Source organism: Micromonospora sp. L5 (assembly GCF_000177655.2).
GTDB classification, from domain to species: Bacteria; Actinomycetota; Actinomycetes; order Mycobacteriales; family Micromonosporaceae; genus Micromonospora; species Micromonospora aurantiaca.
On sequence record NC_014815.1, the window covers coordinates 5,581,791 to 5,602,920 of the forward strand.

27 protein-coding genes and 1 tRNA gene are annotated in these 21,130 nt (G+C 73.9%); 23 read left to right on the plus strand and 5 right to left on the minus strand.

Features of this window, described 5'->3' with window-relative positions; all coding sequences use genetic code 11:
* Positions 1-19 precede the first annotated feature (19 nt).
* The 6 genes from ML5_RS32235 (at position 20) to ML5_RS25695 (ending at position 4,967) form a co-directional block, all read left to right on the plus strand.
* Positions 20-115: transfer RNA gene (locus tag ML5_RS32235), tRNA-Sec, on the plus strand.
* A 21-nt stretch (positions 116-136) separates the two neighbouring features.
* On the plus strand, positions 137-1,429 hold the full coding sequence (selA, locus tag ML5_RS25675; protein ID WP_013476755.1) for an L-seryl-tRNA(Sec) selenium transferase: 1,293 nt from the start codon (positions 137-139) through the stop codon (positions 1,427-1,429).
* A gap of 5 nt (positions 1,430-1,434) precedes the next feature.
* The gene (selB, locus tag ML5_RS25680) at positions 1,435-3,198 is read left to right on the plus strand and encodes a selenocysteine-specific translation elongation factor (protein WP_013476756.1); all 1,764 of its coding nucleotides are present in this window, start codon (positions 1,435-1,437) and stop codon (positions 3,196-3,198) included.
* A 45-nt stretch (positions 3,199-3,243) separates the two neighbouring features.
* A complete protein-coding gene (locus tag ML5_RS25685; protein ID WP_013476757.1) occupies positions 3,244-3,441 on the plus strand; it encodes a hypothetical protein in 198 nt (65 codons plus the stop codon).
* On the plus strand, positions 3,441-4,718 hold the full coding sequence (locus ML5_RS25690; RefSeq protein ID WP_013286386.1) for a hemolysin family protein: 1,278 nt from the start codon (positions 3,441-3,443) through the stop codon (positions 4,716-4,718). Before ML5_RS25685 ends, ML5_RS25690 begins: the two co-directional genes overlap by 1 nt.
* Positions 4,719-4,784: 66 nt before the next feature.
* Positions 4,785-4,967, plus strand: a complete 183-nt coding sequence (locus tag ML5_RS25695; protein WP_013286385.1) for a hypothetical protein — start codon at positions 4,785-4,787, stop codon at positions 4,965-4,967.
* A 6-nt stretch (positions 4,968-4,973) separates the two neighbouring features.
* Here the strand turns inward: ML5_RS25695 and ML5_RS25700 are convergent, their stop codons facing one another.
* The gene (locus ML5_RS25700; protein ID WP_013286384.1) at positions 4,974-5,630 is read right to left on the minus strand and encodes a hypothetical protein; all 657 of its coding nucleotides are present in this window, start codon (positions 5,628-5,630) and stop codon (positions 4,974-4,976) included.
* 127 nt (positions 5,631-5,757) lie between these two features.
* On the opposite strand from ML5_RS25700, the gene ML5_RS25705 reads away from it, so the two are divergent.
* Positions 5,758-5,958, plus strand: a complete 201-nt coding sequence (locus ML5_RS25705; RefSeq protein ID WP_013286383.1) for a hypothetical protein — start codon at positions 5,758-5,760, stop codon at positions 5,956-5,958.
* On the opposite strand, the gene ML5_RS25710 is transcribed toward ML5_RS25705, so the two are convergent.
* From ML5_RS25710 to ML5_RS25720, 3 genes are all read right to left on the minus strand, one after another.
* Positions 5,955-6,428, minus strand: coding sequence for a hypothetical protein (locus ML5_RS25710; protein WP_013476758.1), 474 nt, complete (start codon positions 6,426-6,428; stop codon positions 5,955-5,957). The genes ML5_RS25705 and ML5_RS25710 overlap by 4 nt on opposite strands.
* Positions 6,425-6,634 (minus strand): hypothetical protein, encoded by a 210-nt coding sequence (locus ML5_RS25715; protein WP_013286381.1) that lies wholly within the window; start codon positions 6,632-6,634, stop codon positions 6,425-6,427. Before ML5_RS25715 ends, ML5_RS25710 begins: the two co-directional genes overlap by 4 nt.
* A gap of 146 nt (positions 6,635-6,780) precedes the next feature.
* Complete coding sequence (locus tag ML5_RS25720) at positions 6,781-7,626, minus strand: universal stress protein (RefSeq protein WP_013476759.1); 846 nt, start codon at positions 7,624-7,626, stop codon at positions 6,781-6,783.
* 128 nt (positions 7,627-7,754) lie between these two features.
* Here ML5_RS25720 and ML5_RS25725 point away from each other — a divergent pair, with 128 nt between their 5' ends.
* The 15 genes from ML5_RS25725 to ML5_RS25795 all read left to right on the plus strand — a co-directional run bounded on the left by ML5_RS25725 (position 7,755) and on the right by ML5_RS25795 (position 19,473).
* Complete coding sequence (locus ML5_RS25725; protein WP_013286379.1) at positions 7,755-8,501, plus strand: SAM-dependent methyltransferase; 747 nt, start codon at positions 7,755-7,757, stop codon at positions 8,499-8,501.
* Positions 8,502-8,599: 98 nt separating this feature from the next.
* Positions 8,600-9,787: a PP2C family protein-serine/threonine phosphatase gene (locus ML5_RS25730; protein WP_013476760.1), complete on the plus strand. Its 1,188-nt coding sequence runs from the start codon at positions 8,600-8,602 to the stop codon at positions 9,785-9,787.
* 48 nt (positions 9,788-9,835) lie between these two features.
* The gene (locus ML5_RS25735) at positions 9,836-10,306 is read left to right on the plus strand and encodes a MarR family transcriptional regulator (RefSeq protein WP_013476761.1); all 471 of its coding nucleotides are present in this window, start codon (positions 9,836-9,838) and stop codon (positions 10,304-10,306) included.
* A gap of 307 nt (positions 10,307-10,613) precedes the next feature.
* Positions 10,614-11,252 (plus strand): CDP-alcohol phosphatidyltransferase family protein, encoded by a 639-nt coding sequence (locus ML5_RS25740; RefSeq protein ID WP_013286376.1) that lies wholly within the window; start codon positions 10,614-10,616, stop codon positions 11,250-11,252.
* A complete protein-coding gene (locus tag ML5_RS25745) occupies positions 11,249-12,214 on the plus strand; it encodes a DUF881 domain-containing protein (RefSeq protein WP_013476762.1) in 966 nt (321 codons plus the stop codon). The genes ML5_RS25740 and ML5_RS25745 overlap by 4 nt, the downstream gene beginning before the upstream one ends.
* The gene (locus tag ML5_RS25750; RefSeq protein WP_013476763.1) at positions 12,211-12,543 is read left to right on the plus strand and encodes a small basic family protein; all 333 of its coding nucleotides are present in this window, start codon (positions 12,211-12,213) and stop codon (positions 12,541-12,543) included. Before ML5_RS25745 ends, ML5_RS25750 begins: the two co-directional genes overlap by 4 nt.
* 10 nt (positions 12,544-12,553) lie before the next feature.
* On the plus strand, positions 12,554-13,453 hold the full coding sequence (locus ML5_RS25755; protein WP_013476764.1) for a DUF881 domain-containing protein: 900 nt from the start codon (positions 12,554-12,556) through the stop codon (positions 13,451-13,453).
* 54 nt (positions 13,454-13,507) lie between these two features.
* Positions 13,508-13,888: a glycine cleavage system protein GcvH gene (gene gcvH / locus ML5_RS25760; protein ID WP_013286373.1), complete on the plus strand. Its 381-nt coding sequence runs from the start codon at positions 13,508-13,510 to the stop codon at positions 13,886-13,888.
* Positions 13,889-14,104: 216 nt separating this feature from the next.
* Positions 14,105-14,557 carry an FHA domain-containing protein gene (locus tag ML5_RS25765; protein ID WP_007071101.1) on the plus strand — a complete coding sequence of 151 codons (453 nt, stop codon included), beginning with the start codon at positions 14,105-14,107 and terminating at the stop codon, positions 14,555-14,557.
* 50 nt (positions 14,558-14,607) lie between these two features.
* A complete protein-coding gene (locus ML5_RS25770; protein ID WP_174361714.1) occupies positions 14,608-15,309 on the plus strand; it encodes a MerR family transcriptional regulator in 702 nt (233 codons plus the stop codon).
* A gap of 211 nt (positions 15,310-15,520) precedes the next feature.
* Positions 15,521-15,985 (plus strand): bifunctional nuclease family protein, encoded by a 465-nt coding sequence (locus ML5_RS25775; RefSeq protein ID WP_036311069.1) that lies wholly within the window; start codon positions 15,521-15,523, stop codon positions 15,983-15,985.
* A gap of 216 nt (positions 15,986-16,201) precedes the next feature.
* On the plus strand, positions 16,202-16,801 hold the full coding sequence (locus ML5_RS25780; protein ID WP_013476765.1) for a MerR family transcriptional regulator: 600 nt from the start codon (positions 16,202-16,204) through the stop codon (positions 16,799-16,801).
* A gap of 436 nt (positions 16,802-17,237) precedes the next feature.
* Positions 17,238-17,627 (plus strand): group 1 truncated hemoglobin, encoded by a 390-nt coding sequence (locus tag ML5_RS25785; RefSeq protein WP_013286369.1) that lies wholly within the window; start codon positions 17,238-17,240, stop codon positions 17,625-17,627.
* Positions 17,628-17,629: 2 nt separating this feature from the next.
* Positions 17,630-18,796: a globin domain-containing protein gene (locus ML5_RS25790; protein WP_013286368.1), complete on the plus strand. Its 1,167-nt coding sequence runs from the start codon at positions 17,630-17,632 to the stop codon at positions 18,794-18,796.
* Positions 18,793-19,473: a DivIVA domain-containing protein gene (locus ML5_RS25795; RefSeq protein ID WP_013476766.1), complete on the plus strand. Its 681-nt coding sequence runs from the start codon at positions 18,793-18,795 to the stop codon at positions 19,471-19,473. Before ML5_RS25790 ends, ML5_RS25795 begins: the two co-directional genes overlap by 4 nt.
* 49 nt (positions 19,474-19,522) lie before the next feature.
* Here the strand turns inward: ML5_RS25795 and ML5_RS25800 are convergent, their stop codons facing one another.
* Positions 19,523-20,179, minus strand: coding sequence for an NAD(P)H-binding protein (locus ML5_RS25800; RefSeq protein WP_013476767.1), 657 nt, complete (start codon positions 20,177-20,179; stop codon positions 19,523-19,525).
* 88 nt (positions 20,180-20,267) lie between these two features.
* On the opposite strand from ML5_RS25800, the gene ML5_RS25805 reads away from it, so the two are divergent.
* Positions 20,268-21,110, plus strand: a complete 843-nt coding sequence (locus ML5_RS25805) for an NAD-dependent protein deacetylase (protein ID WP_013476768.1) — start codon at positions 20,268-20,270, stop codon at positions 21,108-21,110.
* Positions 21,111-21,130 lie beyond the last annotated feature (20 nt).

Below are 21,130 nucleotides of genomic sequence, written 5' to 3' on the forward strand. Positions count from 1 at the left end.
CTGTGGTTGACTGCTGCGTGGAGGCGTTCAGGCGGCTGGTGCCCCTCCCGGTCTTCAAAACCGGTGTGGTCCGGGACCCGGGCCAGGCGGGTTCGATTCCCGTCCGTCTCCGCCAAACCGTTCCCGGGAGTGCGCGATGCGTGAGGTCGACCCGCGACGGCGGGTGCCGCGCACCGACGCGCTGCTCGCCGATCCCGCGCTGGCCGCCGCCACCGGCACGCTGGGCCGCGACCGGGTCAAGGCCGCGATCGTCCGCGCCCAGGACCGCGCCCGCCGCGGCGAGCTGACCCCCGATCAGGTACGCGACGCGGCGCTGGCGGACCTGCCCGGCCGGACGCCACGGGCGGTGCTCAACGCCACCGGCGTCGTGCTGCACACCAACCTGGGCCGCGCGCCGCTCGCCCCGTCCGCCGTGGACGCCCTGGTCGCCGCCGCCGGGCACACCGACGTGGAACTGGACCTGCGGACCGGGCGGCGGGCCCGGCGCGGCCGGGAGGCGCTCGACGCGCTCGCCGCGGCGGTGCCCGACGCCGGGGCGGTGCACGTGGTGAACAACGGCGCCGCCGCCCTGGCGCTCGCCGCCACAGCGCTGGCCGCCGGCCGGGAGATCGTGGTGAGCCGCGGCGAGCTGGTCGAGATCGGCGACGGGTTCCGCCTGCCGGACCTGCTGGCCAGCACCGGCGCGCGGCTGCGCGAGGTGGGCACCACGAACCGCACCACGCGCGCCGACTACGAGGCCGCGATCGGCGAGCACACCGGGTTCGTGCTCAAGGTGCACCCGTCGAACTTCGTGGTCACCGGGTTCACCTCGGCGGTGCCGGTGGCCGAGCTGGCCACGCTGGGCGTACCCGTGGTGGCCGACATCGGGTCGGGGCTGCTCGCGCCGGACCCGCTGCTGCCGGCCGAGCCGGACGCGGCCACCACGCTGCGCGCGGGCGCGCACCTGGTCACCGCCAGCGGCGACAAGCTGCTCGGCGGCCCGCAGGCCGGTCTGCTGCTCGGCGACGCCGACCTCGTGCACCGGCTGCGCCGCCACCCGCTGGCGCGGGCGCTGCGGGTGGACAAGCTCACCCTCGCCGCGCTCGCCGCCACCCTGTACGCGCCGTCCACGCCCACCCGGGACGCCTTGCACGCCGACCCGGCTCGGCTGCGGCAGCGGCTGGAGCGGCTGCGTGACCGGCTCGGCGAGGACGGCTGCAAGGCCGAGGTGGTGCCCGGCGTCGCTGTGGTCGGCGGCGGCGGGGCGCCCGGCGTGGAGCTGGACTCGTGGGCGCTGAGCCTGCCCGAGCGGTACGCCGAGCCGCTGCGCACCGGCGACCCGGCGATCCTCGGCCGGGTGCTGCACGGCCGTCTCCTGCTGGACCTGCGGGCCGTGCCGGAGGACGCCGACGACCGGGTCCGGGCGGCCGTGCTGAGCGTGGGGGACTGACCGGCATGTGGGTGGTGGCGACCGCCGGGCACGTCGACCACGGCAAGTCCACGCTGGTGCGGGCGCTGACCGGGATGGAACCGGACCGGTGGGCGGAGGAACGCCGCCGGGGCATGACCATCGACCTCGGCTTCGCCTGGACCACACTGCCGTCGGGCGGCACCCTCGCCTTCGTCGACGTACCGGGGCACGAGCGGTTCGTGCCGAACATGCTCGCCGGCATCGGCCCGGTCCCGGCCGCGCTGATCGTCGTGGCCGCCGACGAGGGCTGGATGCCGCAGTCCGCCGAGCACCTGGCCGCGCTGCATGCGCTGGGTGTGTCGTACGGGCTGCTCGCGGTCACCCGCGCGGACCTGGCCGACCCCGGGCCGGCGGCGGCGCGGGCCCTCGCGGAGATCGCCGCCACGTCGCTGGGCGCTGTGGAGGCGGTGCCGGTCTCCGCGGTCACCGGTGCCGGTCTCCCCGAGCTGCGCGCCGCGCTGGACCGCCTGACCGCCCGGCTGCCCGACCCGGCCCGGGACGCCCCGGTACGGCTCTGGGTGGACCGCGCGTTCACCGTACGCGGCAGCGGCACGGTGGTCACCGGCACGCTCGGCGGTGGCCGGCTGCGTGCCGGCGACGAGTTGGAGCTGGCCGCCACCGGCGAGGCGGTGCGCGTACGCGGACTGCACTCGCTCGGCGTCGCGCGCACCGACGTCGAGGCGGTGGCCCGGGCCGCGGTGAACCTGCGCGGCCTGCCCCGGGACCGGGTCGGGCGCGGCGACGCGCTGCTCACGCCCGGCCGGTTCGGGCGTACAAACCTGCTCGACGTGCGGCTGTCCGGCGACCCGGCCGCCGACCTGCCGGCCACGCTCACGCTGCACGTGGGCTCGGCGGCGGTGCCCGCCCGGGTCCGGCCGCTGGGCCCGGACACGGTACGGCTGCGCCTGGCCCGCCCGCTGCCGCTGCTGATCGGGGACCGGGCGCTGCTGCGCGACCCCGGCCGGCACCACGTCGCGGGCGGCGTGACGGTGCTGGACGTGGACCCGCCGCCGTTGCGCCGCCGGGGCGCGGCGGCTGCCCGCGCGGCGGTGCTGGCCGGCCTGGACGGGCGGCCGGACCTGGCCGGGGAGCTGCGCCGGCGACGGCTGGTCCGTGCCGGTGACCTGACCCGGATGGGCGTGCCGCCGACCGCGACGCCGGTGGCCGGGCAGTGGCTGGCCGACCCGGAGCACTGGCGGGACCTGGGTCGTCGCCTCACCGAGGAGGTGGCCCGGTACGCCGCCGAGCATCCGCTCGCCGCGGGCGTACCGGTCGACGTGCTGCGGCACCGGCTCGACCTGCCCGAGCGTGCTCTGGTCACGGCGCTGCTGCGCCCGCCGCTGCGACTGCGCGACGGTCTGGTCACCGCCGCCCCGCAGGGGACTCTGCCGGACCCGGTGGCCCAGGCGGTAGACCGGGTCCGGGCCGAGTACGGCGACCGGCCGTTCCAGGCCCCCGAGGCGCACCACCTGGCCGACCTCGGGCTCGGGCCCCGCGAGATCGGCGCCGCGGTACGCGCCGGCGCGTTGCTGAAGCTGGCCGAGAACGTGGTGCTGCTGCCGGGCGCCCCGGACGACGCGGTACGCGTGCTCGCCGGGCTGCCGCAGCCGTTCACGCTCAGCGCCGCCCGGCAGGCGCTCGGCACCACCCGCCGGGTGGCGGTGCCGCTGCTGGAACTGCTGGACCGGCGCGGCGCCACCCGGCGGCTCCCTGACGACGCCCGCGAGGTGGTCCGCCCGCCGGGCTGAGCCAACCGGTGCCGCCGGCCCACGCCGGTCACCTACCGTGACGCCATGGACCCTTCCGCGGTCTGGCGGGACAAGAACCACAAGTGGCGGATCGAGGCGTACCGGGCCCCGGACCTGCGCTTCGCGATCTTCGCCACGAACGGCCCCACCGATTCGGCGCCGCTGTGGCTGTTCGGGATGGCCGCGCTGGCCCGCTGGCTGATGACCCACGCGATCTCGCTGGACGACCTGGAGACCGACTGATGGGCGTGCAGGTCGCGCTGGTGCTGGTGCTGATCCTGATCAACGCCGCCCTGTCCGGCAGCGAGATGGCGCTGGTGAGCCTGCGGGAGGGGCAGTTGCGCCGGCTGGCGCGGTCCGGGCGGGCCGGGGCGCGGCTGAGCCGCCTCACCCGCGAACCGAACCGCTACCTGGCCACCATCCAGCTCGGCATCACGCTCGCCGGGTTCCTCGCCTCGGCCGCCGCCGCCGTGACGCTGGCCGAGCCGCTGGTCGGCCCGCTGGGTTTCCTGGGCGCGGCCGCCCGCCCGGTGGCGGTGTTCCTGGTGACACTGCTGCTGACGTTCCTCACGCTCGTGGTGGGGGAGCTGGCACCCAAGCGGCTGGCCATGCAGACGGCGGAGCGGTGGGCGTTGGTCAGCGCCGGGCCGCTGGACCTGCTCGCCCGGCTGTCCCGGCCGGCGGTGTGGCTGCTCGGCCGCTCCACCGACCTGCTGGTCCGGCTCGCCGGCGGCGACCCGCGCGCCAGCCGGGAGGAGGTGACCGAGGAGGAACTGCGGGAGATGCTGGTCAGCCAGCGCGGCCTGTCCGCCCAGCAGCGGGAGATCCTCGCCGGGGCGTTCGACATCGCCGGCCGTACGCTGCGGGAGATCCTCGTCGCGCGCCGCGACGTGACCACTCTGCCCGCCGACCTGCCCGCGGCGGAGGCGATGCGCCGGCTGGCGGCCGGCGGCCGGTCCCGGGCGCCGGTGATCGGACCCGGCGGGCTCGACGACGTACGCGGCACCGTGCACATCCGCGACCTGGTGGACGCCGACGGCGCGCTCGTCGGCGACCGGGCCCGCCCGCCGGTGCTGCTACCAGGCACGCTGCCGGTGGCCGACGCGATGCGGCAGCTGCGCCAGCGGCACGAGCAGCTCGCCCTGGTGGTCGACGAGTACGGCGGCGTGGACGGCCTGGTCACCATGGAGGACCTGCTCGAGGAGGTGGTCGGCGAGCTGTACGACGAGACCGACCGGGACGTGCGCCGCGCCGTGCGGGAGCCGGACGGCGCGCTGCTGCTGCCGGGCGACTTCCCGCTGCACGACCTGCCCGACGTGGGCGTCCGCGTGACGTTCCCGCTGTCCCGGGAGTACACCACGGTGGCCGGGCTGGTGCTGGCCGGCCTGGGCCGGCTCCCCGAGGGGCCGGGGGAGCGGGTGCGGCTGCCCGGCCTCACCGTGGAGGTGGTCGAGGTGGCGGGGCGGGCGATCCGCCGGGTCCGGCTGCGCGGCCCCGCTGTCGGCCGCACGCCGGACTGACACCCGGACGGGGGACAACCGCCCGATACCCGTCCCGGGCCGCGTCGCCGGTCGTACGGTCCGGGCGTGAAGGACCGAGGACTGCGTACGTTCGTCACCGTGCTGGCCGGACTGGCCGTGATCTACTTCGGTTTCTCCGGAAGCCGTGGCAGCGGCGAGGAGGGTGGCGTCTCCGGTGGCGTGGTGCTGCTCGCGCTGCTCGCCTCGCTGCTGGCCTGGAACCTGACCAAGCCCGGCCCGGCCAAGTAGCGACCCTCAGTGGGCCGTGGCGGCGCTGCGACTCACCTCGCCCGCCGACTCCTCGCCCAGGGCCACCCGCACCAGCGCCGACGCCAGCCGGCCGAAGTCGGCCTCGCCGACCAGCCCGACCAGGTCACCGGGGCTCGCCGGCAGGCCCAGCCGCCGCGCCCCGGCGAGCGTGCGCCGGTCGGCGTACGGGCGCACGTCCGGCCACACCGACTGCGCCTCCCGCAGGAAGATGTCCGCACCGGTGGGGCCGATGCCGGGGAACTCGGTGAGCAGCCGGCGCAGCACGGCCCGGTCGGCGCCGGCCTCCTTGTGCAGCCGGCGCAGGTCGCCGTGCCAGCGGTCCAGGCAGAGCCGGGCGCCGGTGCCGAGCATGGTGGCGGTCCGCTCGTCGTAGCGCCGGTAGTGGCCCCGGCCCAGCGCGTCGACCCGGTCCTGCCAGCTCGCCGCCTCCATCGCCTGCGGGGTGCGGTAGCCGGCGGCGAACAGCTCCCGGGCGGCGGCCACCGCCACCGAGGCCCGGATCCGGGTGCTCAGCAGCGTGGTGAGCACCAGCAACTGGTACAGCGGGCCGGGCCGGTCTGCGAGGGCGATGCCGGCCTCCTCCGCGTACGTGCGGTTCTGCCGTTCCAGCAGGGCGCGCGCGACGTTGCGATCGTCTGGCATCCGTCCGGCTTACCCGCCCCGGCCCCGGCCAGACCCCCGGGCCGATCCGGAATGCGCCGGGCGGCGGCGGGTACGCGGGTCGGGTGCGCGGTCGACGGCCGTGTGCTCCACCGGGAAGGAGAGACCCGTGGTCAAGCCGCAGCAGGAGGAACTGCGCCGGAACGACCTCGGCGCCACCAGCCAGGACAGCCGCAAGACGGCCACCCAGGCGGGCAGCCGTTCGCGAGGCCGGGGCACGTCGAACGGCGACGCGGGACGCCCGGTCCCCAAGGGACAGGTGTCGCCGTACGGCCCGGCCGGTGAGCCGGTCGCCGACGACGAGAGCTAGCCGCGAGCCGACGTCGGCCGCAGCCGCCGCCAGGTGGCTGCGGCCGACAGCCCGTACGCGAGGTGCGGGATCAGGTCGGAGACCCAGTCGCTGCGCCGCCAGGTACGCGGGTCGGTTACGCCGAGCACCGTCATCGAGCCGTCGGAGGTGGCCATCACCCCGCCGCCGAGCAGGACCGTGGCCAGCGGCAACGGGATTCGCCGGCGCGCGGCGAGCAGACCGAACGCGGCCCCCGCGGCGATGCCGGTGGCGTACCCGAGCAACGGCCCCAGACCGGAGCGGCGGTTCTCCGCCTCGTCGCCGGGGCCCAGGTCGACGTGTGTGACGTCGGCGAGCCGTCCGGCGACCGATTCCGGGGTGCTGCTGGCCGGCCGGGCCCGCAACGCCATGTCGAGGTACGAGACCGCGTTGAGGACGGCGCTGCCGACGGCGCCCGCGATGGCGCCGTCGACAGCCGCTGCCGTCCTCACTTCGGGTCACCCGGTTCCCGGTTCCCCTTGGGGCCGTAGGTCCGTTCGCCCCGGACCACACCGCGTTGCCCCCGGTCGTCCTGGAGGATCCGGTTGGCGACCTGGTTCGCCTCCTTGTCCGACGCCCGTCCGGACTGTTCGACGAGGTCGCGAAGGCGTGCTCGCTGCTTGTCGTACGCGTTGCTGCCCGGCCGTGGTCCTGGCATCTCTGCCTCCTCCGGATCGCTGTCGGCTGACCGTAGGCGTCTACCCGCCCGGGCCGGGACCAACCGTTGCGGGCGCATCCCCCCGGCCGGAGCGCCGCTCAGGCGGGGGTGTGGACCACCGCTCAGCCGGGCGCGCCGGACGCCGTTCAGTCGGAGGCGCGGACCACCGCGACCGGGCAGGCGGCGCGGTGCAGGATCCCCTGGCTGACCGAGCCGAGCAGCAGCCCGCCCAGCTCGCCCCGGCCCTGCCGGCCCACCACGACCAGTTGAGCCCCGGCCGACGCCGTGGTCAGTGCCGCGACCGGTTTGGCGCGTACCGTCTCGGCGTGCACCGGCAGGTCCGGCCACCGTTCGCCGATCCCGTCGACCGCCTCGGTGAGCACCCGCTCGTCCTCCTCGGCCCCGCCCTTGCGCCCGGGCGGGGCGGGGCGGGCGTGCACCACGTGCAGCGGCGCGCCCCACGCGGACGCGGTCTCGGCGGCGAACTCGACGGCGGCGCGCGACGGCGTGGAGCCGTCCACGCCGACCACGACCGGGCCGTCCGCGCGGGCGGTGCCGCGCGCGATCAGCACCGGGCAGTCGGCGTACGAGGCGACCTGCACCGCGACCGACCCGACCACGAGCGCGGCGAATCCGCCCAGTCCCCGGTCGCCGAGGACGATCAGGGCGGCGGTGGGGGACTCGCCGAGCAGCACCGCGGCGGCCTCCCCGTCGATGATCTCGCCGGTGATGCGCAGGCCGGGCGACTCCGCCTCGGCCGCCGCGACCGCGTCGGAGACCAGTTGCTCGGCCTGGTTGCGCAACCCGGCACCGGGTGGTGACCCGGCCGGCGCGGAGACCGGTACGCGCAGCAGCGGCCAGATGAAACCGTGCACCACCCGCAGCGGGCGGTTGCGCCGCCGCGCCTCCCGGGCCGCCAGACGCACCGCCCGTGTCGCGGGTTCGGAGCCGTCCACCCCGACCACCACCGCGGCCCCGTTCGCCGAGTTCACCCGTACCTCCTCGTGGCCGGCGCCCCCGCGGCCAGTATCGCGGCCCGGGTGGGCGGCCCGGGGCGATACCGCCGGGGTCGCCCGGTGGGTACGCTGGCGTGCAGCACCCAGGGGAGGGAGCCCCGTCGATGGATCAGCCGGACGGACCGAGCACCGCCCGCATGATCGACTACTGGCTCGGCGGCCGGCACCACCGTCCGGTGGACGTCGCCGCGGCCGCCGCTTTCGAGGCGGCGTACGGGCCCTGCGCGGCGATCTTCCGGTCGCTGCGTGGTTTCCTCGGCCGTACCGTGCAGGCGATGGCCGCCGACGGGATCGACGGCTTCCTGGTCTTCGGCGCGGGTGTGCCCACCTGCGGCAACGTGCACGAGGTCGCACCGGAGGCGACAGTGCTCTACACCGACGTGGACCCGGAGACGGTCCGCCTGGGCCGGAGCCTGCTCGCCGGCAGCGACCGGGCCGGGTACGGCTACGGCGACGCCACCGACATCGGGACCGTCGACCGGGCGCAGCTGCACCGGTTCGTGCCGGGCTGGGGGAGACGGCCGGTGGGTGTGGTATTCCTCGGGCTGGCGGCGTTCCTGGACGACGACACGCTCGCCCGTACGCTCGACGAGCTGTACCAGGCGGTGGCGCCGGGCAGCCGGCTGGCGATCGACTTCGACACCGAGGAGCTGGCCGGGCACCCCGAGGCGCTGGCCATGATGGGCCCGGCGTTCCGGATGCGGGCGCCCGAGCGGTTCGCGCCGCTGCTGGGCCGCTGGCAGCCGACCGGCGACGGCATCGTGCCGGTGGCGCGGTGGCGGCCGGCCGGTGAGCCCGAGCCGGTGCCGGATGCGTTCCACGGCGCGCTGGCGTTCCGCACGGCCGGCTGAGCCGGTCCCGTCACGCCCGGCCGAGGCGGGGCGTTCGCCGTCTGGCGGCCTTCGTATGATGTTTGCCCTGTAGCAATAGTCGTCATCGGAGGATGAGCATGCCGGAGGCGTCCGGATCGGTGTCACGTGCCCTGCGCACGGCGCCACCCGACCAACTGGCGGAGACCGCGGACGCGGTGCTGCGCCAGACGCTCGGGGCTGCGCGGGCGGAGGTGTTCGTCGCCGACTACCGCGCCAGCGGACTCTGGCCGGTGCTCGACCCGGACGTGCCCGACGGCGGCCCGCTGCTGGCCCACAGCGTCGCGCAGCGCTGCTTCAGCAGCCAGGAGCCGGTGCTGGACACCGTCGAGGACGGCCGCTGCCGCGCCTACCTGCCGCTGTCGGTGTGGGGGGAGCGGCTCGGCGTGCTGATGGTGGAGCTGCCCGGCGACCCGGACGCGGCCACTGTGGAGGCCGCGCGTGACGCCGCCGGGGAACTGGCGGTGGCGATCCGGGCGGCCGACCGGGAGACCGACCGCTACCGGCGCGCCCGGCGGCGGGAGCGGCTGAGCATGGCTGCCGAGATGCAGTGGGACCTGCTGCCGGGGCGCAGCGTACGGCTCGGTGACGCGCTGCTCGCCGGGCAGCTCGAACCGGCGTACACCGTGGGCGGTGACCACTTCGACTGGTCGGTGGACGGCGACCGGCTCACCCTCACCGTGCTCAACGGCACCGGCAGCGGGCTGGCCGCGTCGATGCTCACGGCGATGACGGTGAACGCCATGCGCAACGCCAGGCGTTCGGGCGGCAGTCTGGTGGAGCAGGCGGAGCTGGCCTCGGACACCATCTACTACCAGCACCGGGGCGACCGGCACGTGGCCACGCTCCTGCTGGAGCTGGACAGCCGCCGGGGCGTGATTCGCGTGGTCGACGCCGGCTCACCGCAACTGCTGCGGCTGCGTGGGGGCCGCGTCACGCCGATCGCGCTGGAGCAGCAGCTGCCGCTGGGCATGTTCGCCGAGACGCGCTACGACGTGCAGGAGTTCACTCTGGAGCCGGGCGATCGCCTCTTCGTCGTCAGCGACGGGGTGTACGCGGCGGAGCCCGACGAGCAGGAGCCGTACGGCGTCCGGGCCATGGCGCGTGCGATGCGGTCGACTCGGCTGCAGCCGGCGACCGAGGCAGTTGGTACGGTGATGCGCGAACTGCACGCGTACCATGCCGACGCGGATCTCCGCGACGACGCGGTCGTCGTCTGCCTGGACTGGCGCGGCCCCAGCCGGTCCGACGACGTGACGGGGCAGTGACCGGGGCTGCGGAGCGAACACGAGCGGGACGATCGCAGGGGACGGCGAGTGGAGCGACCTCCGAATCTTGCCGCGGCCATCGAATCGGCTGCGGAGGCGCTCATCGGTGTGCTCGACTCGGCGACGTCCCGGCACACCGTCGGCGTCTCGCCCACCCAGCTGCGGGTGCTGTCGCTGATCGTGTCGCATCCGGACACCAACGTGAACCGGCTGGCCGAGCTGCTGGACGTGGTCCCCTCGTCGGCGAGCCGGTTGTGCGACCGTCTGGAGGCGGTCGGCCTGCTGCGCCGGGTGGCGGACCCGCGCGACCGGCGGGAGGTGCGGCTGATCCCGACCGCTGCCGCCGACACGCTGCTGCGCGACCTTCAGGAGAGACGGCACCGGGCGGTGCAGGCCGTGCTCGACCGGATGCCCAACCGGGTGCAGCACGAGCTGCTGCTGGCGCTGGTGGCGTTCAGCCAGGCCGCGGCGGCCAACGCCCCGCAGGCCGGCTCGGACTCGACCGCCCGTACCGCCTGACCCCTCGCACCGATGTCCGCCCTGCGTCCCACCGCTCAACTAGTGTCCTAGGATGCCTTAGCGGTTGTGACGGTCACCACCGTGACACCACTGAGCAACGACGCAGCGGGCCACCGGGCGAGAGCGGCGAGCCCGATATAGTGGCAGCGCAACTGGGCGGCCCGTGATCACCACGAGGGCGGGCCGCGTCGGGGAGGTCCCAGCCCGGGATCACAGAGGGCGCCGGCGTCTGACCGGCCGGCAACGCGCACGTCCCTCCAGCGGCCGTTCATCCGGCTGCCGGACCGTGCTGCGAAGGGAGGGTTCGGTGTCGCGTCGGCCGGCTCCAGCGGAGCAACCGGATTCCGGGACCGCCACGGTCGTGGGAGACCGCGTCCTCACGCTGCCCAACCTGATCAGTTTCGTCCGGCTCGTCGGCGTACCGATCTTCCTCTACCTGTTCCTCGTGGTGCGGGCCGACGTCGCCGCCATCGCGGTGCTCGCCGTGGGCGGCACCAGCGACTGGGTGGACGGCTGGATCGCCCGCCGCCTGGGCCAGGTGAGCCGGCTCGGGGAGCTGCTCGACCCGCTGGCCGACCGCCTCTACATCCTCGCCACGCTGCTCGCGTTCACCGCCCGCGAGGTGGTGCCCTGGCAGTTCACCGGCGCGCTGCTGGCCCGGGAGCTGCTCCTGCTGGTGTCCCTCGGGGTGCTGCGCCGGTACGGCTACGGCCCGCCGCCGGTGCACTACGTGGGCAAGACCGCGACGTTCCTGCTCCTGGCGGCGTTCCCCATCCTGCTGCTGGCCGACGCGGTGCCGGACGCCGGCACCGCCGCAGGCGCGATCGGCTGGGGCCTGGCCTGGTGGGGCCTGGTCCTCTACTGGGTCGCCGGCGCGATGTACGTGGTGCAGGCGAGCCGCCTCGTGCGGGCCATGCGGGCGCGGCGTACGGAGGCGGCGGCATGACGACGCCGTCACGGGACGGGGACAAGGAACGCGACCCGTCGACCCGGGTGTACGCCCCGGACTTCCTGACCGAGCTGTTCCGCAATCCGCTGGACCCGGGGTACGGGGACGCGGCGGCGCGCCGGGCGACGGGCTCCATGTCGCGGCTGCGGGAGGTGCTGGGCCGGCCGGTGAGCCTGGTGGTGCTGGCGCTGATCGGTTTCCTGTTCGCGGTGGCGTACCGGGAGACGGTGGCGGAGGAGCCGAGCCGCGCGACGGCGCGGGCGGGTCTGGTCGCCGAGATCAAGGGGCGGGAGGCGGAGACCGACCGGTTGACCGAGCGCGCCGAGCAGTTGCGTGAGGAGGTCGGCCGGCAGCGGGACGCGGCGTTGAGCGGTTCGCAGGCGTCCCGGTTGCGCACGCTGGAGGCGGGCACCGGCCTGGCCCGGGTGCGGGGGGACGGCGTGGTGGTGCGGCTGGCCGACGCGGCGGCGGACCAGGACGGGGTGACCGGCGGGGACGCGGGCCCGTCCCGGGTGCTGTATTCGGATCTGCAGAAGGTCGCGAACGCGTTGTGGGCGGCGGGCGCCGAGGCGGTGGCGGTGAACGGGCAGCGGTTGACGGCGACGTCGACGATCCGCTCGGCGGGTGAGGCGATCCTGGTGGACTACCGGCCGGTGACGGGCCCGTACGAGGTGCAGGCGATCGGGCCGAGGTCGATGCGGGACCGGTTCGACGAGAGCCGGGCGGCGGCGTTGATGCGTGAGGTGGCGCGGACGACGGGTCTGTCGTTCGGGGTGAAGCGGGTCGACGACCTCACCTTGCCGGCGGCGCCGCAGCCGCGGCTACGCTACGCCGAGCCTCCGGCGAGCCCGGGTCCGAGCGCGAGCGCGCGCCCGTCGGGTTCGGGTGGCGCCGGTTCGTCGAGTCCCGGGTCGTCCGGCCCGGGTGGTTCTTTCAGCCCCTCGGGAGGTGGCCGATGATCGCGGTGCTGGCGTTGCTCGCCGGTGTGGTGCTCGGGGTGTATCTGGACCCCACGGTGCCGGCGGCGTTGCAGCCGGATCTGCCGATCGCTGTGGTGGCCGCGTTGGACGCGGTGTTCGGTGGGGTGCGGGCGAAGCTGGACCGGATCTTCGACGACAAGCAGTTCGTGGTGTCGTTCATCTCGAACGTGCTGGTGGCGGGTCTGATCGTGTACCTGGGTGACCAGTTGGGCGTGGGCGGTCAGTTGTCCACCGGTGTGGTGGTCGTGCTCGGGGTGCGCATCTTCGGAAATGTGGCGGCGATCCGCCGGCACCTGTTCCGGGCGTAGGTTTGTGGCGATGAGCGAGGAACACAGGGAGACGGGTACCGGGTGGCCGCGGCCGGGGGAGCCGGCGCGGCCGTCGGGTCCGGCGGGTGAGCCGGATCCGCGCCCGGACGCGCCCGATCCGGACGAGTTGAGCCCGTTGGCGCCGGTGGAGCCGGTGCCGGAGTCCGAGCCGGAGCCGGGTGCGGCGGCCGGTGCCGGTGCGCCGTCGGCGGCGCGGCGGTTCTCGTCGGCGGGCGCGATGATCGCGGTGTTGCTGGCGTTGCTGGGTTTCACGCTGGTGGTGCAGTTCAAGACGACGTCGACGGATCCGACGCTCGCGGCGACGCGGGAGGAGGACCTGGTGCGGATCTCGTCGGATCTGGATTCGCGGGAGCGGCGGCTGCGCCAGGAGATCGAGTTGCTGGAGGAGAGCCAGCGGCAGCTGCGGTCGGGTGAGCAGGGCCGGCAGGCGGCGCTGGAGGAGGCGACGCGGCGGGCGGACGAGTTGGGCATCCTGGCGGGTACGTTGCCGGCGGTGGGTCCGGGTCTTGAGGTGCGGTTCTCGGGGCCGGCGAAGGCGGTGTCGTCGACGCGGATCCTGGACGCGGTGCAGGAGTTGCGGGGTGCGGGCGCGGAGGCGATGCAGATCCAGGGCACTGACGGTACGGCGGCGCGGATCATCGCGTCGACGTATTTCGTGGACGGGCCGGACGGTGCGCTGGTGGTGGACGGGCGGCGGTTGACGGGTCCGTTCACGATCATGGTGATCGGTGATCCGGCGACGATGCGTACGGCGTTGAACATTCCCGGCGGGGTGGTCGCATCGGTGCGGGACGGCGGCGGTAACGTGACCTCCGAGGATCGTGAGGTTGTGGAGGTTTCGCAGCTGCACGCGCCGATCAAGCTGGACCACGCCCGGCCGGTCTCGTGACCGGTCGCGGCCGCGCCGGTTTCTCCGGTGCACCGATGACGAAGGACGCAGTTGGTGATTCCTGAGGATCTGCGGTACACCGCCGAGCACGAGTGGGTGGTCGGTGGTGACGGTGGTGTCGTCCGCGTCGGTATCACGCACTTCGCGCAGGACGCCCTGGGTGACATCGTGTTCGTTCAGCTGCCGGAGCCGGGTGCGGTGGTGGCGGCGGGTGAGTCGCTGGGCGAGATCGAGTCGACGAAGAGCGTGTCGGAGATCTACGCGCCGTTGAGCGGCACGGTGGCGGCGCGCAACGAGGCGTTGGCCGACACCCCTGAGGTGATCAACACGGATCCGTACGGTGCGGGGTGGTTGGTGGAGATCACTCCGGACGATCCGGCGGCGGTCGAGGGTCTGCTGACCGCCGATGCGTACCGCGAGCTCACCGAGAGCTGAGTTCGTGCTGTTCCGGGCGGCGGCGAGGTTCCGCGCGTCCGGTTGCCCTGCATTTCGGCGCTGGCTAGGCTCGCCCAGTCGACCGAGAACCAATAGTTTGAGCGTTGCGGAATGCGCCTTCCCGGGCACGGGGAGCCAGCCGCCGGGTGTGGTGTTGCCCGGCGGCCAGACCCGCCATTCCCTGACGCCGACCGAACAGATCCGTGAGGTGGTCCCATGACGCGCCCAGACGACGAGTTCCCCCCGCTCGACGTCACTTCGACGCTCAATCTCGGCTCGCTCGACGAAGTGCTGGAGGGCCCGGACACCGATGTGGTGCCGAGCCGGATGTCCGGCTCGTTGCCGCCGGGTATGGCGTTGCTGGTGGTTCGCCGGGGTCCGAATGCGGGTGCCCGGTTCCTGTTGGACCACGATGTGACGACGAGTGGGCGGCACCCGGACAGTGACATCTTCCTGGACGACGTGACGGTGTCGCGTCGGCACGCGGAGTTCCACCGTGACGGTGGGACGTTCACGGTGCGGGATGTGGGCAGCCTGAACGGCACGTACGTGAATCGTGAGCGGGTCGAGGCGGCGACGCTGAGCAACGGTGACGAGGTGCAGATCGGCAAGTTCCGGGTGGTGTTCATCGCCGGTCCGCGCCCGGAGGAGGAGGCCGGCCGGGGGTGAACGAGCCTGCGGCTTCGACGCCGTCCGGGGCGGCGCGGGCGCCTGCGCTGATGAGTATCGGCGAGGTGCTGGCGCAGTTGCGGCCGGAGTTTCCGGACGTCACGATCTCGAAGTTGCGGTTCCTGGAGGCCGAGGGCCTGGTGGAGCCGCAGCGGACGCCGGCGGGTTATCGGAAGTACGGCTGGGACGATGTGGCGCGGTTGCGGTTCGTGTTGACCGCGCAGCGGGATCAGTACCTGCCGTTGCGGGTGATCCGGGAGCAGTTGGCCCAGTGGGACGGGTCTGGTCCGTCGCCGGGGCGGGGGCGGCCGAATCTGGTGGCTGTGGGTCCGGGTGGTGAGGTTCCGGGCCGGGAGCCGGTGGAGTCGGTCGAGTCGTCGGAGGTGCGGCTGGACCGGGCGGGTCTGATCGCTCGTAGTGGTGTGGACGAGTCGACGCTCGCGGAGTTGGAGCGGCTGGGTGTGCTGGTGTCGGATCCGCCGGGGTGGTACGACGCGGACGCGTTGATCATCGCGAGTGCGGTGGCGGGTCTGGCGGCGTACGGGCTGGAGCCTCGGCATCTGCGGGCGTACCGGTCGGCGGCGGATCGTGAGGTCGGGTTGTTCGCGCAGTTGGTGGCGCCGTTGGCGCGGCAGAGCGATCCGGCGGCGCGGGCCCGGGCGGCGGAGACGGCGCGGGAGTTGCTGGCGTTGTCGCAGCGGTTGCACGCGGCGTTGGTGCGGGTGGGGCTGCGGTCGACGTTGGGCCGGTGAGGTCGGTGCGAGGGGCCGGGTGCGGTGTGCGCCCGGCCCTTCGTCGTGGGTGGGCGCGGAAAGATCTGGTCGGCGGAGCGTGTCGTAGGCTTGCCGGGGTATGCCCGTCCGGCGAGGCGTGGTGCACGTAGCGCGTGGGACTCCCGTGTCCTGGTCCGTGTACCGTGCAGGGAAGGGCGCGGTGCATGGTGACGACGACACGGAGGCGGCGGTGCGCGAGCTGAGCGTGGTCGGAGTTCGGGTGGAGTTGCCGAGCAACCAGCCGATCGTCCTGCTGCGGGAGGTCGAGGGGGACCGCTATCTGCCGATCTGGATCGGCGCGGTCGAGGCGACGGCGATCGCTTATGAGCAGCAGGGGGTCAAGCCGGCCCGGCCGTTGACGCACGATCTTCTGCGGGATGTGCTGACGGCGTTGCAGGCGCCGTTGCGGGCGGTGGAGATCACCGAGTTGAAGGAGAACGTGTTCTACGCGGATCTGCTCCTCGGTGACGGTGTGCGGGTGTCGGCGCGGCCGAGTGACTCCATCGCGTTGGCGTTGCGGGTGGGTGCTCCGATTCGTTGTGCGGAGCAGGTTCTCAGTGAGGCGGGGATCGTGATCCCGGACGAGCAGGAGGACGAGGTGGAGAAGTTCCGGGAGTTCCTGGAGCAGGTGCGTCCGGAGGACTTCGCGGGTTGAGGTGTCCCGGCCGGGTGGCCGGGGTCGGCGCGGCGGTGGTTGTCACGGCAGGTGGCGGCCGGCCGCCGTGTGTTTTTGTTGCCGGGTGGTGGCGCGGCGTGTCGCGGTGTCTTCTGCGGGTGAAGTCCGGGGGGCGGCGCTAGGGTTGCCGTGTCGAGGGGTGCGCGTACGGGGAGTCGGCGCGGCACCGCCACGGGCGCGGGGAGGTTGGTCCGGATGCACGAGCCACGGGATCCTGGTCCGGGCGCGGAACAGCAGGCGGGTGTGGGGGCCGATCCGGCCGGTGACGGCGAGGTCGGCTACCGGGGTGTGACCGCGTGTTCGGCGGTGGGGATCAGTTACCGGCAGTTGGACTACTGGGCGCGTACGGCGCTGGTGGTGCCGAGTGTGCGCGACGCGTCGGGTTCGGGGACGTCGCGGTTGTACTCGTTCCGCGACCTGGTGGTGTTGAAGGTCGTGAAGCGGCTGCTGGACGCCGGGGTGTCGTTGCAGAACATCCGTAAGGCGATCGAGGCGTTGCGGTCGCGTGGGGTGGACGATCTGGCGGGCATCACGTTGATCTCCGACGGGACGACCGTGTACGAGTGCCGGTCGCCGGAGGAGGTGGTCGACCTGTTGCAGGGCGGCCAGGGGGTGTTCGGCATCGCGATCGGTGGTGCGTTCAAGGAGATCCAGGGTTCGTTGTCGCATCTGCCGGCGGAGCCGGTGGGTGGGCAGGAGCCGGCCGTGCCGGCGGTGGAGCCGGAGTCGGACTCGGAGTCGGAGTCGGTGGGTGACGAGCTGGCGGCGCGCCGGGCGCGGCGCCGGGCCGGGTGACCTGCGTCGCGTCTCGTTGACGGGATCGCGCCGCGCCCGAAAAAGGGTGTGGCGCGATTCGTGTTTTGGTGACGGGGTGTGGTCCTCGCCTGTGGGCTGAGGTGATCGGACGGTGTGGACCGGGCCGGGTGAGGGTCGGCGCAGGTCACGGCACGTGTGCGCGTGATGTCCGAAAAGGACGGTACGTCGTGCGTGTTGACAGCCTGTGTGTGACCGGCTGCGGTGCGTTCACCGACTCGGGCCGCGTTGCTGACTGTCCGTGATTGACAGTTCTCGGGATCAGGACAGGGTCGGCGTGAAGTGTCGTTGCGGGCGCGCTATGGTCCGTTCCGGTCGTCGGCGTGTCGACGTCACGGCGGAACGCTGTGTGACGCCGCGCCGGACGGCGAGCCCCTGCCGCGGCGCTGCCCGCGGACCCCTTGTGGAAGGACCGAGCATGACGGTGACGAGCGAGACCACCCCGATCTCCCACTACGAGCGCATCGGCGGCGCGGCCGCGGTGAAGGCCGCGGTGGAGCTGTTCTACGACAAGGTGCTGGCCGATCCGGATCTGGCCGGCTACTTCGCCGACGTGGACATGGTGGAGCAGCGGCGGCACCTGGCGCTGATGCTGGCGGTCGTGCTCGGCGGTCCCAACGAGTACGCGGGCCGTGGCCTGGAGGAGGCGCACCAGCCGCTGAACATCACCGGTGAGCACTACGCGAAGGTCGGTGAGCATCTGACCGCGACGCTGGTGGAGCTGGGCGTGCCCGCGGACGTGATCGCCGACGTGCAGGTCGTGCTCGGGCAGGTGCGGGAGCAGGTCGTGTCGGCGGGGGACGCCTGAGCGTGGACGTCGCACGGCTCAAGCAGAGCTGGTCCCTGGTCGCCGCGCACGGCGACCAGGTGCCGCTCTACTTCTATTCGACGCTGTTCCTGGCGCATCCGGAGACCCGGCAGATGTTCCCCACGAACATGGCCGGGCAGCGGGACCGTCTGGTGGCCGCGCTGGGGCATGTGGTGTCCCACGTGGACCAGGTGGACCGGCTGGTCGGGTTCCTGCGGGACCTCGGCGCGGATCACCGGAAGTTCGCGGTGCGCGCCGAGCACTACCCGGCGGTCGGTGAGGCGCTGCTGGCGACGTTGCGGCACTTCTGCGGTGAGGCGTGGACCGAGGAGCTGGCCGCCGACTGGACCGCCGCGTACGGGCTCGTCGCGCAGGTGATGACCGAGGGCGCGCAGGCCGCGGAGTCGAAGTCGCCGCCGTGGTGGGTGGCGGAGGTGCTGACCCACGAGCAGCGCACGTTCGACGTGGCGGTGCTGACCGTACGCCCGCAGTATCTGTTGCCGTTCACGCCCGGCCAGTCGATCGGGGTGTCGCATCCGGCGGTGCGGTCGTGGCGGTACTACTCGCCGGCGAACGCGCCGCGTCCGGACGGCACGGTGGAGCTGCACGTGCGGGCCGCGCCGGGTGGTGTGGTGTCGTCGCGTCTGGTGTACGGGTGCGCGGCCGGTGACCAGATCCACCTGGCGTCGCCGGTGGGCGACCGGTTGACGTTGTGGCAGGCCGGGTCGTCGGATCTGCTGCTGCTGGCCGGTGGGACCGGCTGGGCGCCGGTGAAGGCGCTGGTGGAGCAGGTCGCGGCGGAGGGTTCGGGCCGGCGGGTGGACCTGTACGTGGGTGCCCGTTCGCGGACGGAGTTCTACGACAGCGAGGCGATCGACAAGCTGGCGGCGACGCATCCGTGGCTGCGGGTGTCGTACGTGGCCGGTGCGGATCCGGCCCGGCCGGGCGAGTCGGTGCGCATCGCCGACCGGGTGCTGGCCGACGGGGACTGGCGGTCGCGGCACGTGTACGTGTGCGGCTCGGACGAGATGGTGGGTCATTCGGTGGCGGCGTTGACCGGTGCCGGGTTCCAGCCGGGCCAGGTGCACCACGAGGGTTACGGCAAGCACTGGTACGGCCCGGCGTGGCGGACGATGACGGGGGCTGACGAGTCGGAGGTGAGCCGGTGAGCGCGGGTCCGATCAGCAGTTACGACGCGCAGCAGGTGTCCGGTCCGGTGCAGGTGCGGTTGACCTCGGACCGGGTGCGGCGGTGGGAGTTCGGGTCGGCGGCGTTCACGCGGCGCGGCTACGACCAGACCGATGTGGACCGGTTCCGGTTGCAGGTGGCCGACGAGCTGGATCTGCTGGCGGCGCAGGTGGCGAACCTGCGGGCGGAGAACGAGCGGCTCAACGACCATCTGGAGCTGCACCGGCACGGGGTGATCCCGAGCACGGAGGCGGCGGTGGCGCCGGCGGCGAAGGAGGTCAACCTGTTGTCGGCGGCGCAGCGGGAGGCCGAGCAGATCATCGCGCAGGCCCACGACTATGCCCGCCGGGTCGCCGAGTACGCCCGTACCCAGTACGAGAGTTACATGCGGGCGGCGGCGGAGGAGGCGAAGCGGGAGGCCGAGCGGGCGGTGACGGAGTACCGCAGTACCGCCGGGAGCGGCTTCGACGACTCGGTGGCGACGCGTGAGGCGCTGCGGATCTTCGGCGAGATGATGATCTCGCACATGCAGGCGGCGGCCCGGCACCTCGACGACGGCAGTGAGCAGTTGTCGCGCACGATGGAGCGGATCGCCCGGGAGTTGCCGCAGGGCGGCGGGGGCACGCCGCAGCCGGCGTTGTCGCGGCACCAGCGTTGAGCGGCGTCCCGGCCCGTGTTCACGGCGGGCCGGGACGCGCCGGCGGGTGTCAGGCGGCGACGGCTGCGATCGCGTCGGCGATGGGGGTGTCTCCGCCGACGAGTTCCAGGGTGTGCCCGGCGGTGGCCGGGGCGTACAGCAGGGCGAGCAGCACCCGGGCCACGTCGGCGCGGCTGATCGCGCCGGCTTCGACGTGCCGGGCCAGGGTGATGCGGCCTGCGGGTTCGTCGTCGGTGAGGCGGCCGGGCCGCAGCACCGTCACGTCGAGGTCCCGCGCGGCGACGTCGTCCTCGGCGGCTTTCTTGGCCCGCAGGTACGCCGCCCACACGTCGTCGGTGCCCTCGGCGGGGGCGGCGTCCACGCCCATGGAGGAGACCAGCAGGTAGCGGCGTACCCCGGCTCGTACGGCGGCGTCGGCGAGCAGCACGGCGGCGCCGCGGTCGACGGTGTCCTTGCGGGCGGCGCCGCTGCCGGGTCCGGCGCCGGCGGCGAACACGACCGCGTCGGCGCCGGCCAGGTGGGCGGCGAGGGTGTCGACGTCGGTGTGTTCCAGGTCACACACGACCGGTTCGGCGCCGGCGGCGCGCAGCGCGGCGGCGTGGTCGGGGTTGCGGATCAGTCCGAGCGCGGTGTCTCCGCGTCCGGCCAGTTCCCGCTCCAGCAGTTTGGCGATCTTTCCGTGCCCTCCGGCGATGACGACGCGCATGGGCTCAACCTAGCCCGCCTGGCCGCACCCCGCCGCGCGACCGCCGTACGGGTGGGAGGTGCGGGGTCCGGCGAGGGAGCATGGACGGGTGAGTGAGGCGTTCGAGGAGTTGACGCGGCTGGTGGCCGCCGGTGACGTGGTGGTGCTCAGCGGCGCGGGCCTGTCCACCGAGTCGGGCATCCCGGACTACCGGGGGCCCAGTGGCGCGGCGCGCCGGCACACCCCGATGACGTACCAGGAGTTCACCCGGGATCCGCTGGCCCGGCGGCGGTACTGGGCGCGCAGCCACCTGGGCTGGCAGACCATCGCCCGGGCGGCGCCCAACGACGGGCACCGGGCGGTGGCCCGGCTGCAGGACGCCGGGCTGCTCGGCGGGATCATCACCCAGAACGTCGACGGGCTGCACACCGCCGCCGGCGCCACCGGCGTGATCGAGCTGCACGGCCGCCTCGACGAGGTGACGTGCCTGGACTGCGGCAACGCCACCGGCCGCGACGAGCTGCACCGGCGGCTGTCCGAGGCGAACCCGGGCTTCGACGCGCGGGTGGCGCGCGTCAACCCCGACGGCGACGTGGACCTGCCCGACGAGGCGGTGACCGGGTTCCGCACCGTCGACTGCGGGGTCTGCGGCACCGGCATGCTGAAACCGGACGTGGTGTTCTTCGGCGAGACGGTTCCCGCGCCCCGCGTCGCGGACTGTTTCGCGCTCGTCGAGCGGGCCCGGGCGCTGCTGGTGCTCGGGTCGTCGTTGACGGTGATGTCGGGGCGGCGGTTCGTGCTGCGGGCGGCCCGCCACGGCATCCCGGTGGCGATCGTCAACCAGGGCGTCACCCGCGGCGACGGGTACGCGGCGCTGCGCCTGGACGCGCCGCTGGGCGCCACGCTGTGCGCGCTGGCCGACCGGGTGGCGGCGGCGCCGGCGCCGGTGTGATCAACCCCCGGGACATGAGC

What these genes read in the sequence shown, in the direction of transcription:
- selA (WP_013476755.1), top strand. Translation starts at nt 137, where the DNA reads ATGCGTGAGGTCGACCCGCGACGGCGGGTGCCGCGCACCGACGCGCTG.
- selB (WP_013476756.1), top strand. Translation starts at nt 1,435, where the DNA reads ATGTGGGTGGTGGCGACCGCCGGGCACGTCGACCACGGCAAGTCCACG.
- ML5_RS25685 (WP_013476757.1), top strand. Translation starts at nt 3,244, where the DNA reads ATGGACCCTTCCGCGGTCTGGCGGGACAAGAACCACAAGTGGCGGATC.
- ML5_RS25690 (WP_013286386.1), top strand. Translation starts at nt 3,441, where the DNA reads ATGGGCGTGCAGGTCGCGCTGGTGCTGGTGCTGATCCTGATCAACGCC.
- ML5_RS25700 (WP_013286384.1), bottom strand. Translation starts at nt 5,630, where the DNA reads ATGCCAGACGATCGCAACGTCGCGCGCGCCCTGCTGGAACGGCAGAAC.
- ML5_RS25715 (WP_013286381.1), bottom strand. Translation starts at nt 6,634, where the DNA reads ATGCCAGGACCACGGCCGGGCAGCAACGCGTACGACAAGCAGCGAGCA.
- ML5_RS25725 (WP_013286379.1), top strand. Translation starts at nt 7,755, where the DNA reads ATGGATCAGCCGGACGGACCGAGCACCGCCCGCATGATCGACTACTGG.
- ML5_RS25730 (WP_013476760.1), top strand. Translation starts at nt 8,600, where the DNA reads ATGCCGGAGGCGTCCGGATCGGTGTCACGTGCCCTGCGCACGGCGCCA.
- ML5_RS25745 (WP_013476762.1), top strand. Translation starts at nt 11,249, where the DNA reads ATGACGACGCCGTCACGGGACGGGGACAAGGAACGCGACCCGTCGACC.
- ML5_RS25750 (WP_013476763.1), top strand. Translation starts at nt 12,211, where the DNA reads ATGATCGCGGTGCTGGCGTTGCTCGCCGGTGTGGTGCTCGGGGTGTAT.
- ML5_RS25755 (WP_013476764.1), top strand. Translation starts at nt 12,554, where the DNA reads ATGAGCGAGGAACACAGGGAGACGGGTACCGGGTGGCCGCGGCCGGGG.
- ML5_RS25765 (WP_007071101.1), top strand. Translation starts at nt 14,105, where the DNA reads ATGACGCGCCCAGACGACGAGTTCCCCCCGCTCGACGTCACTTCGACG.
- ML5_RS25770 (WP_174361714.1), top strand. Translation starts at nt 14,608, where the DNA reads ATGAGTATCGGCGAGGTGCTGGCGCAGTTGCGGCCGGAGTTTCCGGAC.
- ML5_RS25780 (WP_013476765.1), top strand. Translation starts at nt 16,202, where the DNA reads ATGCACGAGCCACGGGATCCTGGTCCGGGCGCGGAACAGCAGGCGGGT.
- ML5_RS25785 (WP_013286369.1), top strand. Translation starts at nt 17,238, where the DNA reads ATGACGGTGACGAGCGAGACCACCCCGATCTCCCACTACGAGCGCATC.
- ML5_RS25800 (WP_013476767.1), bottom strand. Translation starts at nt 20,179, where the DNA reads ATGCGCGTCGTCATCGCCGGAGGGCACGGAAAGATCGCCAAACTGCTG.